This is a genomic window from Rhizobium acaciae, assembly GCF_025941625.1.
In the GTDB taxonomy this organism is placed as follows: Bacteria; Pseudomonadota; Alphaproteobacteria; order Rhizobiales; family Rhizobiaceae; genus Rhizobium; species Rhizobium acaciae.
On sequence record NZ_JAPCZO010000001.1, the window covers coordinates 443,378 to 456,133 of the forward strand.

The window sequence follows — 12,756 nt, forward strand, 5'->3', positions numbered from 1 at the left end:
CGGGCGGCAATCTCAACGCATGCGTTTGGCAAGATGATAGCTGCTTGCGACAAGACAGACGAGGCCAAGCGGCAGGAAGAGGCGCAGGCCGATCACCAGGAATTGGTAGACGGCGCTGATACTGGTGAAGACGAACTGGAAAGCCCAGACGATACTGCCGAAGGGCGCATGCCAGCGCGCATAGAACATCCGGTATTCCATGGCGAAGAGGAAGGCGGTCATCAGGATCGTGGCCGCTGTCAGCGTCACGAAAAACGCGGCAAAACGCGTTTCCAGCGGCCTGTCAAAGGCGAGGAAGCGGGCGACCGGCAGGGCGAATGGCCAGGCAAACAGGCCGCCGGCGAAATAGAGTGCGGCGATCTCGGCAAGGCGGCTCGTCTGCAGGCCATTGCGCAGGTAAAGGCCGAGCATGGCAGCGGCAAGCATCTGCATGCCCCAAAGCAACGCGCCGCCGATCAGATCGGGGGTGGGCGGCCGTGCAGCTCTTAGACGATCCATCCGGGGGCGATCCGTCCTCGGGCGATCCATGCTCAGGGATGAACCGGAACGGCAATCCAGCGTCCGTTCCTGTCGGCATCGAAGGCCAGGACGAGGGCGATGTGAACCTGGTTTCCGGCTTCCGGCTGATAGACCACGGCGCCGCCGATCCGGTATTCGACGGAACATACGCGCTCGGCCGGAACTGCGGTGGCCTGGCGCGCCGCCTGCCGGTTCGGAGCGCCTTCCTTCTCGATCATCTGCAGGCTAAAGCCGATGACCCGCTTGTCGACTGCAGCGCAATCCTTCGGCGTTGGTACCGGCATCTCGCCGAGCGAGAGCGTATAGGGCGATTTCGGCGGGCCGTCGGTCGCAAGTGTCGTGTAGCGGATCGTCTTCGAAGGGGAGCCGAGTTCGGTCGGCGGATTGAAGGCGGCGATCAGGCCGGGATTGGTCAGGAGATCGTATTTATCCATCTGGCTGCGCGCCGCCGTCAGATTCTGCCGCCGCGCCTTGGAAAGATTGGCGTCCTTGTCGGTCAGCTCGGTATGGAAGGGCGTGCCCTCGAGATAGTGGCCATCTTCGGTATCGATGAAATAGGTGTTGGAGTAGGGAAGGTTGCCGCTCTCCTCGATGCCGAACTCCTGAAATCCGAAGACCTTGCCGTCGGCGGAAAAGCCGATCGGCTGGATATTGGCGATGTCGCCGGCAAGCGACAGGCCGGGCAGGCCGGCAAATGCGGCAGCAAGCATGCCACCAATGATCAGACGTTTGTTCATGCTCGTGCCCCTTCGGCTGCCTGACGCAGATCGGCGACAGTCCGGCGATAATCCTCGACCGTATCGCCCTTGAAAATTGCCGAGCCGGCGACGAGGACGTTGCCGCCCGCCCGCGCGATATCAGGCGCCGTTTCCACCGTGACGCCGCCATCGACCTCGAGCTCGATCGGCCGATCACCGATCAGTGACTTCGCCGCCGCGATCTTCTTCGCCATCGCCGGAATGAATTTCTGCCCACCGAAGCCGGGATTGACCGACATGATCAGGATGAGATCGACATCGTCGAGCACGTTCTCGATGGCGCTGAGCGGTGTCGCCGGATTGATCGTCACGCCGACCTTCTTGCCGAGATTGCGGATGGTCTGCAGCGAGCGGTGCAGATGCGGTCCGGCTTCGGCATGGACAGTGATACGGTCGCAGCCGGCCTTGGCGAAGGCTTCGAGATAGTCGTCGACCGGGGAGATCATCAGGTGGCAGTCGAAGGTGGCTGATGTATAGGAGCGCAGCGACTTGATGACATCGGGGCCGAAGGAGATGTTCGGCACGAAATGGCCGTCCATTACGTCGAGATGAATCCAGTCGGCGCCGGCGGCCGTCACGTCGCGGACCTCCTCGCCGAGCCTGGCGAAATCCGCTGCGAGGATCGAGGGGGCAATGCGAATGGGCAGCGTCATCAAATCTTACTCCGTATGGGCCGCCATTTGAGCGCGGGGCCCGAATTCAAGGCGGCGCGCCGCTCATTGCGTCGGCGCGGCAGGTGGAAAAAAGCCGTTGCCGCGCCATTCGAGCAGGCGGTAGGGATTTTGCGAAAGTTCATGGGCACCGGTGAAAGCAATAGTGCCGACCGGTGTCTGGAATGTCGTGCCGAGAAGCATCTCCTGGAGGGGCTTGCCAGCGGCAGAGGCGGCTTGCCCGGCCTGTCCGGCAATGAGGGCTGCTGCCAGCGACGGCAGGACATAACCTTCCGGCTCGATGCCTTTGGCGCGCAGCGCGTCTGCCGCGGCCGTGCCTTCCGGCAGGATGGCATATTCTGGCAGGGCGACGGCGCGCACGCCGGCATCAAGCGGCAGCGGCTGGTCGGCAGCGCGCATGGCATCGCCGCCGAGGATGGACAGCTGGATGTTCTCGGCCTTGGCGTCGCGGGCGATGACGGCGACGTCGTTGCGGTCGCCACCGATGAAGACCCTGGTGGCGCCGGCTCGTTTCAGGCGGCGGACGAGGGCAATCTGCTGTTCCTGTCCCGGTCGGTAGGTGTCGGTAAAGACCGGCTTCAGGCCGTTCTGCTCCAGCGCATTGCGCACCGCTTCCGTCAGTTCGCGGCCGTGGATGGTGCCGTCCTCGATCAGGGCGATCGGATCGGCGGCCCAGTCCTTCAGGATCACCTCGATGACCTTTGCCGCCTCGGCACCGTCGGCGGGCGCCGCCCGGAAAAGCGGCCAGCCATTCTTCAGCGCGTCCTCCATCAGGATGCGGGAGCGCACGGAGACGGTGATCGCCGGTATATTGGCATCCTTCAGCTTCGGCAGCGCGCCTTCCAGCGTCTCGCTGCAGAGAAAGCCGACCGCGACCTGCACCTTGGCATTGACGAGCGCATCGGCGACCGCAGCACCGCTATTGTCCTCGCAGGTCTCGTTGATGGCGACGAGAGTATTTCCGGACTGCTGGATCTCGAAACCGGCGCCGGCGGCAATCTGGGCGCCGAGGAGGACGAGCGGGCCGTTCTGAGGGGCGACGACGCCGATCGTCACGCCGGCCGCATGGCTTTCAGCCGCCGCTCCCAGCAGCGCCAGAAAAGCTGCTATGCCACGCAGGTTGATCATGAAAGGCGGAGATCCCTAGCCATCGTCCATGCCCTTTTATCCGCAAGGCCGCGATCGTCAAAGAAAAACAAGCGCAACACAGCGCTTTTCACCGGTACTATTGTAGAAAAGGTAACCGATGCTCGCCATATTGGCGCGATAGCAAGTCGATCAGAGCAAGTCGATCAAGGCAGAATAAGCGCGTACGGGAGAAGCAGGTGTTGAACAGGCAGCATATCGACCCCGGCCTTTATCGCGATGCCATGAGCCGTTATGCCGGCCATGTGCAGCTCGTGACGACGGCGATGGGCGAACTGCGCCGCGGTGTCACCATCACCGCCGCCTGCTCGGTCTCGGACAATCCAGCCTTGGTGCTGATCTGCCTCAACAACACCAATCCGAAGAACGAGATCTTCTTCCGCAGCGGCATCTTCGCGCTGAACACGCTCGGCGCCCACCACCAGGGCGTTGCCGATGCCTTTTCCGGGCGCACGTCGCTGGCCAATGACGACCGTTTCGCCAGCGCCCGTTTCGAGATGCTTACCACCGGCGCGCCCGTGCTGGCCGATGCGCTCGCCGCCTTCGATTGCCGGGTGATCGACATCAAGGAAATGCCGACGCACAATGTCATCTTCGGCGAGGTCGCGGCTGTCCGCTTCAGCGAAAAACACCCGGCGCTCATCTATATGAACCGGGATTATCACGCGCTGTGATTGGAGCGCCGTGCGTCCTTTCGGAAGCATCTCGAGGGAATAGAGAATGGACAACGCCGGGATCGAGGAAATGTTTCAGGGGCTTGGCCCCGTCACGGTCAAACGCATGTTCGGCGGAAAAGGCATCTATCATCTCGGGCGCATCATCGCGCTCGAAGTGCGCGACGAGATGCTGCTGAAGGCCGACGAGACGAGCGCCCCGGAATTTGCCGCTGCCGGCGCCACGCAATGGACCTATGAGGGCAAGAAGGGCAAGCCGGTAAAAATGCCCTATTGGTCGATCCCCGACGAGGCCTACGATGATCCCGATCTGATGGCGAAATGGGTGAGGCTTGCCTATGAGGCTTCGCTTCGCGCCGAATAGTTAACCGCGTTCAGCGGGCGACAAGGCTGCTATCGCCGCTTTGGTGAAGGCCGACAGTGGCTCGGGCAGACCCGTCAGGGGAAACCAGCCGAAATCCGAGAGTTTGTCCGGTTCGGTCAATTGAGGCTCGCCCTCTACGTCGCGAGCGAGATAGAGAATCGAGATCCAGTGCTGGCGATCGGCATCGATGATCTGCTCGGTCATGCCGATTCGTTCGATGTGGCCGATCGTCAGGCCGGTTTCCTCTTCGGCCTCACGGCGCGCGGCAGTCTCTGCCGGTTCCATGTGATCGACCTTGCCGCCGACTATATTCCAATAGCCGGCTTCAGGTGATCGCATTCGTTTGTAAAGAAGGATCCTGGCGTCGCGCAGAATCACCAGGCCGACGCCGAGACCCGGAAAATCAATGCCGGGCCTGCCCATGGTAATGCTTAGACCTTGGCGCTGCCGGCGATCAGCATGAAGGCGGGGATATCGTCGCCGAATCCAATAGGAGTCGGGCCGTCGTCATGGTCGCGGTGGCGGCGGCGGTCGCGGCTGTCGTCGTTTGCCGGGTAAGGCCGACTATTGCGCGCATTGTTCTGCGGCTTCTGCTCTGCTTTGCGCTCGTTCTTCACGATGTCGGCCTTTACTGGTGCTGCTTCAATCACGTCGACGCCATTATCCTGTATGTCGTTATCAGATTTATGACTCGCGGCGGCGCGGTTGCCGCGTCCGCGTCCACGATCCTTGTCGCCATTCTCTCTCGGCGCACGATCTCGGCCTGCACCATCTCTGGCGCCACGCTCGCGGCTGTTGCGGCGCGGGCGTTCGCTGTCCCGGCTGTCTTCTGCCGGCGGCGGCAGCGACGTCAGGTCACCACTCAGCCATTCGACCGTTTGGCCGATCAGCTTCTCGATGGCATCGACGAATTTGGTGTCGCGCTTGGTAACGAGCGTGAAGGCGGCACCCGAGCGGCCGGCACGGCCGGTGCGGCCGATGCGGTGGACGTAATCCTCGGAATGGATCGGCACGTCGAAATTGAAGACGTGGCTGACATCGGGGATATCGAGGCCGCGGGCGGCGACGTCGGAAGCGACCAGAAGCTGGAGATTGCCGTCACGGAAGCTCTGCAGCGTCATCGTGCGGGAACGCTGGTCCATGTCGCCATGCAGGGCGCCGACCGAGAAGCCGTGACGTTCGAGCGACCGGAAGAGATCGGCGACATCCTTCTTGCGGTTGCAGAAGATGATGGCATTCTTGAGTTCGGTCTGGGCGCGGACGAGTTCGCGCAGGACGGCGCGCTTTTCGTAATCCTTGCCGTGCGAAGCGACGAAACGCTGCGTCACGGTCGCGGCGGCGGAAGCCGGCTTTGCAACCTCGATACGCTCGGGATTCTGCAGGAAGCGGTCGGCGAGCTTCTGGATCTCCGACGGCATGGTTGCCGAGAAGAACAGAGTCTGGCGGGTGAAAGGGATCATCTTGGCGATGCGTTCGATATCGGGGATGAAACCCATGTCGAGCATACGGTCGGCCTCGTCGATGACGAGGATCTCGACGCCGCTCATCAGGAGCTTGCCTCGCTCGAAATGGTCGAGAAGGCGCCCGGGGGTGCAGATCAGCACATCCGCGCCGCGTTCGAGCTTGCGGTCCTGGTCCTCGAAGGAAACGCCGCCGATCAGAAGGGCGACGTTAAGGCGGTGGTTCTTGCCGTATTTCTCGAAATTCTCGGCGACCTGGGCGGCGAGTTCGCGCGTCGGTTCGAGAATCAGCGTGCGGGGCATGCGCGCACGCGCACGGCCCTTTTCGAGAAGCGACAGCATCGGCAGCACGAAGGATGCCGTCTTGCCAGTGCCGGTCTGCGCGATACCGCAAATATCGCGGCGCTCGAGCGCAAACGGGATGGCTCCCGCCTGAATAGGCGTGGGGATCGTGTAGCCCGCATCCGTAACAGCGGATAGCACTTTTTGGCTCAAGCCAAGGTCAGCAAATGTCGTCAAAGGGAAAACTGTTTCCATTCCGTTCGGCCGAGCTCTGAACGAGTCGGCGGGATTGCATGCCGCAATGCAGCGCGACATAGCCCCGAATGGCCGGCAAGTCAAGAAATAGAGACGCCGCACCCATTGCAGAGTGAAGCGTTGGTTACCGGGCAGGAGTTACTTGATATAGGTGGCGAGTTTAAGGCCGGCATTCATGAAATATACTGGATCGACGGCATGACCGTCCTGGCGCACTTCATAATGCAGGTGCGTGCCCGTCGAGCGGCCGGTGCTGCCGGCAAGGCCGATGACGTCGTTGCGGTCGACCGTGTCGCCGACCTTGACCAGAACTTCCGACATATGCCCGTAGCGCGTCGAGATGCCGTTGCCGTGATCGACCTCGACCATGTTGCCGTAGCCGCCGGTCCATCCGGCCGAAATCACCTTGCCGGGCGCCGTCGGGCGGATCCTTTCGCCCGGCGAAAAGCGGAAGTCGATGCCGGAATGGAGCGCGAGGCGGCCGAGGAAGGGATCACGGCGATTGCCGAAGGGGCTGGTCACGTCCTTGCCGATAGCGGGATTGCGGAAGGGCAGGGATTCCGCGGTACTGCGCACGGCTTCGAGCCGGGTCAGCGCGCCGTCGAGCGCTGCCAGCGAATTGTTGAAGCCGTCGTTGCCTTCAGGCTCGACATAGGGACCGCCCACGGCATCGTCGTCGTCTTTCCTGGCAGCGGTCTCGGGCATCGGAATCTTGAAGCGGGTCAGCACGGTCTCGATGGCATTGGCGGCATTGCCGGCATCGCTCGTCAACTGTTCGACACGGCTGCGCTGGTCCTGTTCGACATCTTTGAGCGACAGCGTCACCTTGGAGAAGATGCGGTCGGCACGGTCGCCGACCGTGTCGGTGGCCGGCACATAGGCAAGCGTCGAATTGTCGGGCGTCGCATCGGCGGGCACGCCGCGCGCCAGCTGTTTCTCGATCGCCTCGATGCCGCTCCCGGTCAGTGAAGCGCGCTTGTCCTTGACATCGGGTGCATAGGACTGAACGGGCGAAGACGGTGCAGGCGGGGCGCCGTCCTTTTCCGTCAGGCCGGAGCTTTCGGCCCGGTCGAGCAGAGTGTCGAGCTTGCCATGGCGCGAGGTCAGCGCCATCTGCTGCTCCATCAGCTTGTCGACCTTGTCTTCCACCACCTGCTGGTCGAGAAGCTGGCGGGAGGTGATGCGATCGACCTGCGCGCGGAGGGCAGCGATGCGGTCTTCATAGTCGTGCTGCATGCGGGCCTGGCGGGCCATGGTGGCGCCGATCAGATCGTCGCGCAGCACGAGATAGGACGTGGCCAGGAGGTAGCCGATCGAGAAAACGCCGACGAAGCAGAAGGCCAGTGCTGCCATCCAGGGCCGGACCGTCATATGGCGGACCTTGTCGCCGCTTGCGAGGATGAGGATGTGTTCCTGTGCCCGCCTGCCGAATACCCGGTGCTGATGTCCGCTGTTCACGCAGGCTCTCCCGATTGATGCTCTACGCCTCTTTCGGAAATTAGACACCGTTATGGTTAATGAATGCTTTCATTGTCGCCGTCGCGTCATAAATTTCAGTGACTTCAAGCGTGGCTGATCGATGCGAGCGATCGGTAGAAGGATGGTGTCAGCCCCGCCTCGGCGCGAGCAAGTTCGTTGAAGGGCGGCTTCAGCGGTCCACGGAAATTGGCGCGCACCAGTTCCTGGAAGGCTTTTGCCGGATCGCGCTTCTCGCGGGCGCAGAGAAAGCGGAACCATTTGGCGCCGACGGCGACATGGCCTTTCTCGTCATTGTAGATGACGTCGAGCACCGCTGCACTTTCGAGATCGCCGGTCTGGCGCATCTTCGCCTGCAGCGACGGGGTGACGTCGAGGCCGCGGGCTTCCAGAATCAGCGGTACGACGGCGAGCCTTGCCGTCAGGTCGTTGCGCGTCGAATGGGCGGCCTGCCAGAGCCCGTCATGGGCGGGCAGATCGCCGTAATCGGCGCCGAGATCGTTGAGCCTGGCGCGCACCATGCGGAAATGCTTCGCCTCCTCGAAGGCGACCAGCATCCAGCCGTCGAAAAAGGAATTCGGCACCTGCTCGGTCGCGAATCGCGCGACGATATCGAGCGCCAGATCGACGGCGTTGAGCTCGATATGGGCGATGGCGTGCAGCAGGGCGATCCGCCCTTTGAGCGTATGCAGCGAGCGCTTCTCCACCTGGGTCGGCGGCGTCAGCACCGGTTTCTCAGGACGGCCGGGCCTGTCGGGCAGGGCGGCATCGAGCGGCGAGCGCAGCGACACCCGGCGGGCGAACCAGCGGGTGGCGCTTTCCTGCGCAAGTGCCGTCTTGCGGTCAAGATCGGCGGAAGAGATCGCATCGATGGCGCCGCCGCGCAGCGAGGTTATCGTGAGATCCCCGGTCACGCCGCCAGGTTCCTCACGGCCTCGAGCACGGTTTCGGCATGGCCCTGCACCTTCACCTTCTGCCAGATAGTGGCGATCGTGCCGTCCTGGCGGATCAGGAAAGTGGTACGCTCGACGCCCATGAAGTTGCGGCCGTACATGCTCTTTTCCTTCCAGACGCCATAGGCCTGCAGCGTCGTCTTTTCCTCGTCCGAGGCGAGCGCCACCGTAAGACGGTGCTTCTTGATGAACCTGTCATGGCAGGCGGCCGAATCGGGCGACATGCCGATGACGGCGGCCCCCGCCGCTTCGAACTCGGCTGCTAACGCGGTGAAAGCCAGTGATTCGGCGGTGCAGCCCGTCGTGTCGTCCTTGGGATAAAAGAACAGCACCAGCGGCTTGCCGTGGAATTCGGCCAGCGAAACGCGGCCGCCGCCGTCGCGGGGAAGGTTGAAATCAGGGGCCGAGACGCCGATGCCGGGAACCGCCATTAGGAAAACCTTTCTTTTGCCGGGTTTGTGGATGACACTTTCTCTCCCCGAATTATATAGTGGACGGATACCCGTCCAGCATGGCCGGGTTCAATTCTTCGCTTAAAGGGAGAGCCCGAGGGCGCATGTCAGCCATCCGCGGCGAAAAGGTCACGTTTCGCAAGAAGGATATCGTTGCGCTGGACCGCTTGCCGTCCGCCCAGGCCGAGGATCCGATCATCGTTCATTGCCCGCCGCCGCGTTCGCCGATGCGCCGCACGGCGAAGCTGACCTCAGGATTTCTGGGGCTGATTCTCGTTATTCTCGCTGGCATCGTTTTCACCGTCGAGAGCGGCATGTTCGACAAGCCGCTGTCGCAGCAGGCTCAGGCGGCGCTGAATGGCGTGGCCGGACCGCGCTACCGCGCCGAGGTCGGCTCCACCGTCATCCGCTTCACCTCGGATTTCCGGCTGGCGCTGGAAGCGCGCAACGTCAACATGATCGACCAGGAGAGCGGCGAGCACCTGTCGACGACGGGTTCGGTGCGCCTGGGGCTCGATCCGCTGCAGCTTTTCCGCGGCCGCATCGCCGTTGCGGACATCGAAGCGGAGGATATCGCGCTCGATACCGCGCTTCTGCCCTCCGGCAATCCCGTCAAGCTCGACGATCTGCGCATCGACGCCATGCCGGCGGCGATGGAGAAGCTCTTCTCGCAGTTCGACATGTTCGACAGCATCGTAACGCGCGGCTCGACCAAATCGGTGCGCATCTCCGGCATCGACATCAAGCTTGCCGATACCGCCAACGGTCCGCTGTCGCTCGTCATCGACAATCTCGTCTTTGCCCATGCCGGCCCGTCCTCGCTGCAATTGACCGGCGAAGTCGCGCTCAACGGCGAAGTGGCGGAGCTCGACGTGCTGGCCGACAAGGAAGACGGCCACGTGTCCAAGGTCGTGGCGACGCTCAAGCATGCCGACCTCACGCCCTTCGCGCTGAAACGCAACGATCAAGGCATGATCAGGCAAGGACTGAGCGCCTTTGCCGATCTGACGGTGTCGGCCAGCCGAGCGCGCGATGGCGTGCAGCCGGCGCTGGCGGCGACGGTCGACATCAATCCCGGCCTGATCTATGCGGACGGCGATCCGCAGGAGCTGTCGGGCGGGCAAATCAATCTCGTCTATGATTTCGCCAAGCAGACGATCGAGATCGCCCGATCGAACGCCCGGTTCGGCGCGACCACGCTTCCCCTCAATGGCGCGCTGATCGATCTCGACAAGCTCGACCCGCAGGCCGGCAAAGGCTTCGGCATCGACCTGCTCGTCAGCGGCGGCACGGCAGCCCCCGGCGGCTCCGGCGAGCAGCCGCTCTCCTTCGACATCCAGGCGACCGGGCGCTACATGGTCGCCGGCCGAGAATTCCAATTTCCCAACATAACCGCTTCCAGCCCGCTGGGCGCGCTCTACGGATCACTTGATGTCAAGCTCGGCGACAAATCGCCGGAGATCAGCTTTGCCGGCCAGTCGGCGCAGCTGCAGACGATAGCGATCAAGCAGCTCTGGCCGTTCTGGATGGCGCCCAAGGTGCGCACCTGGGTGCACGGCAATCTCTTCGGCGGCACAGTCACCGACGCCGCTATTTCCGTCTTCATTCCCTTCGGCAGGCTGGACGAGGCAGCCGGCGGCAAGGGCCTGAAGCTCGACGCCAACCAGATCCGCATCGGCTTCGACATTGCGGGGGCGCGGATGAACGTCGCCGGCGACATTCCGCCGATTCGCGACACGTCGGCACATTTCGACCTGACCGGCCCGGTTGCGACGATCGCGATCAAGAACGGCACGTCCTATTTCCCCTCCGGCCGGTCCGTTGGCCTCGGGCAGGGCACGTTCATCCTGCCCGCCACCTACGATAAACCGCTGATGGCCGATATCGATCTCGCGGTCTCCGGGGCCGCGGACGCCGTCGGCGAACTTCTGACCTACAGGCCGATCCGGGTGCTGCAGCGCGCCGGCTTTACGCCCGACGATCTCAAGGGCCGGATCGAGGCGAATGTGAAGGCCCATTTCGGCCTGCTCTCCTCGCAAAACCCGCCGCCGGCCGAATGGACGGCGGTAATGAAGCTCACCGATATCGATCTTGCCAAGCCGTTTTCCGGCAGGATGATCAGCAATCTCGACGGCACGCTGAACGGCAATCCGAAGAGAATCACGCTTGACGCCAAGGCCCAGATCGACGGCGTCCCGGCCGATATCGATCTTACCGAACCGGTCGAGGCATCCGACACAGCGGTCAAACAACGGGTGATCACCGCGACCCTTTCCGAGGACCAGCGCAACAAGCTGATACCCGGCCTTTCCGGCATCGTCGGCGGCAGCGTGAAGATGGTGCTGACGCGGATCGACGACGACCGGCAGGACGTCCAGCTCGACCTCACCAAGTCGCTGCTCGAGCTGCCCTGGATCGGTTGGGCGAAGGGCAGCGGCATTGCCGCCACGGCCGAATTCGAAACATCCGGGCCGGCCGACAATACCCAGATCAAGAACTTCCGGCTGAAGGGCGACGGTTTCGGCGCCAACGGATCGTTGAACATCGGCAAGGGCGGGCTGATCTCGGCCGATTTCGACAGCGTCAAGCTCTCCTCGCTCGACGATTTCGCCCTGTCGGTGAAGCGCAGCAAAGGCAATTTCGACGTTTCGGTCTCCGGCGACAGCGCCGATGCGCGGCCGGTCATCCAGCGGTTGAAATCGGGCTCGGACGGCGATGGTGATGGGGATGCCGGCGACACCGGCGTATCGGTGCGCGCCAGGCTGAAAAACGTCATTGGCTTCAACGACGAGAAGATCGGCAGTTTCCAGGCGCAAATATCACTGCGCGGCGATAAGCTGCAGGCGCTCAATTTTTCCGCCGTTACCGACAGCGGCGAGGCCGTGGTCAGCCAGATGAAGGACGGCGGCGTCATCAACATCACCAGCGGCGATGCCGGCGCGGTATCGCGTTTCGCCGATCTCTACCAGCACATGCAGGGCGGCCTGCTCAATCTGGCGATCCGGCTGGGGGCGGAGGGCGGCTGGGACGGCTCGCTCGACGTGCGCCGCTTCGCGATCGTCAACGAACAGCGCCTGCGGTCGATCGTTTCGACGCCGGTCGGAAGTGAGCAGCGCAGCCTCAACGAAGCAGTCAAGCGCGACATCGATACCTCGTCGCAGCGCTTCCAGCGCGGCTTTGCCCGTGTCGTCTCGCGCAATGGCATGGTCGGCATCGAGAACGGCGTGCTGCGCGGCGACCAGATCGGCGCAACCTTCCAAGGCATCGTGCGCGACCGCAAGGGCAACATGGACATGACCGGCACCTTCATGCCGGCCTATGGCCTCAACCGCCTTTTTGCCGAACTGCCGCTGATCGGCGTCATCCTCGGCAATGGCAGCGACCGCGGTCTGATTGGCATCACCTTCAAGCTGACAGGCAAGTTCGACCAACCGAACCTGCAGATCAACCCGCTGTCGATCATCGCGCCGGGCGTCTTCCGGCAGATCTTCGAATTCCAGTGAGGGGAAGCGGTCACGGCAGAGATCGTGGCGAGAGGTAGCTAAATCTCTCTCCGCCTGAAGAGATAGTCGAGGCCGCCGACACGATACCAGCGATAGCCGTATGTATCGAGCATGACGGGGTGGCGTTTGTCTTCATCTGCCGAGCGCGATTGACAAGTCCGTCATCGACGCCCAACTTGATTTAGAGAAATCTGATATAAGATACGGTCCCGGCCTGGAACATGGGCCGGCGCAATGTCGGAG

At 62.8% G+C, this 12,756-nt stretch carries 12 protein-coding genes; 3 read left to right on the forward strand and 9 right to left on the reverse strand.

Translation table 11 applies throughout. From position 1 onward, the window contains the following. Positions 1 to 12: 12 nt before the first annotated feature. The 4 genes from OLZ32_RS02215 to OLZ32_RS02230 form a co-directional block, all read right to left on the reverse strand. A complete protein-coding gene (locus OLZ32_RS02215; protein ID WP_264395430.1) occupies positions 13 to 498 on the reverse strand; it encodes a hypothetical protein in 486 nt (161 codons plus the stop codon). A 32-nt stretch (positions 499 to 530) separates the two neighbouring features. Beyond that, positions 531 to 1,256 carry a DUF2259 domain-containing protein gene (locus OLZ32_RS02220; protein WP_222392496.1) on the reverse strand — a complete coding sequence of 242 codons (726 nt, stop codon included), beginning with the start codon at positions 1,254 to 1,256 and terminating at the stop codon, positions 531 to 533. Next, a complete protein-coding gene (rpe, locus tag OLZ32_RS02225; protein ID WP_003559730.1) occupies positions 1,253 to 1,930 on the reverse strand; it encodes a ribulose-phosphate 3-epimerase in 678 nt (225 codons plus the stop codon). The genes OLZ32_RS02220 and rpe overlap by 4 nt, the downstream gene beginning before the upstream one ends. A gap of 63 nt (positions 1,931 to 1,993) precedes the next feature. Further along, the gene (locus tag OLZ32_RS02230) at positions 1,994 to 3,076 is read right to left on the reverse strand and encodes an ABC transporter substrate-binding protein (RefSeq protein WP_130677658.1); all 1,083 of its coding nucleotides are present in this window, start codon (positions 3,074 to 3,076) and stop codon (positions 1,994 to 1,996) included. Between the two features lie 197 nt (positions 3,077 to 3,273). On the opposite strand from OLZ32_RS02230, the gene OLZ32_RS02235 reads away from it, so the two are divergent. Together OLZ32_RS02235 and OLZ32_RS02240 are read left to right on the forward strand one after the other, a co-directional pair. Then, positions 3,274 to 3,768: a flavin reductase gene (locus OLZ32_RS02235; protein WP_264395431.1), complete on the forward strand. Its 495-nt coding sequence runs from the start codon at positions 3,274 to 3,276 to the stop codon at positions 3,766 to 3,768. Positions 3,769 to 3,814: 46 nt separating this feature from the next. Continuing rightward, positions 3,815 to 4,132, forward strand: a complete 318-nt coding sequence (locus tag OLZ32_RS02240) for a TfoX/Sxy family protein (RefSeq protein ID WP_003540033.1) — start codon at positions 3,815 to 3,817, stop codon at positions 4,130 to 4,132. On the opposite strand, the gene OLZ32_RS02245 is transcribed toward OLZ32_RS02240, so the two are convergent. The 5 genes from OLZ32_RS02245 to OLZ32_RS02265 form a co-directional block, all read right to left on the reverse strand. Beyond that, positions 4,133 to 4,555, reverse strand: a complete 423-nt coding sequence (locus OLZ32_RS02245) for an NUDIX domain-containing protein (protein ID WP_264395432.1) — start codon at positions 4,553 to 4,555, stop codon at positions 4,133 to 4,135. It abuts the gene before it with no gap. 8 nt (positions 4,556 to 4,563) lie between these two features. Then, positions 4,564 to 6,129, reverse strand: coding sequence for a DEAD/DEAH box helicase (locus OLZ32_RS02250; RefSeq protein WP_003540029.1), 1,566 nt, complete (start codon positions 6,127 to 6,129; stop codon positions 4,564 to 4,566). Positions 6,130 to 6,267: 138 nt separating this feature from the next. Next, a complete protein-coding gene (locus OLZ32_RS02255) occupies positions 6,268 to 7,587 on the reverse strand; it encodes a peptidoglycan DD-metalloendopeptidase family protein (RefSeq protein ID WP_003540027.1) in 1,320 nt (439 codons plus the stop codon). Between the two features lie 104 nt (positions 7,588 to 7,691). Continuing rightward, positions 7,692 to 8,519: a ferritin-like domain-containing protein gene (locus tag OLZ32_RS02260; protein ID WP_264395433.1), complete on the reverse strand. Its 828-nt coding sequence runs from the start codon at positions 8,517 to 8,519 to the stop codon at positions 7,692 to 7,694. Further along, entirely contained in the window at positions 8,516 to 8,989 is a 474-nt protein-coding gene (locus OLZ32_RS02265) for a peroxiredoxin (RefSeq protein WP_003540023.1), read from the reverse strand. Before OLZ32_RS02265 ends, OLZ32_RS02260 begins: the two co-directional genes overlap by 4 nt. 125 nt (positions 8,990 to 9,114) lie before the next feature. Between OLZ32_RS02265 and OLZ32_RS02270 the strand changes: the two genes are divergently transcribed. Then, positions 9,115 to 12,513, forward strand: coding sequence for a YhdP family protein (locus OLZ32_RS02270; RefSeq protein WP_264419534.1), 3,399 nt, complete (start codon positions 9,115 to 9,117; stop codon positions 12,511 to 12,513). Positions 12,514 to 12,756: the final 243 nt, after the last annotated feature.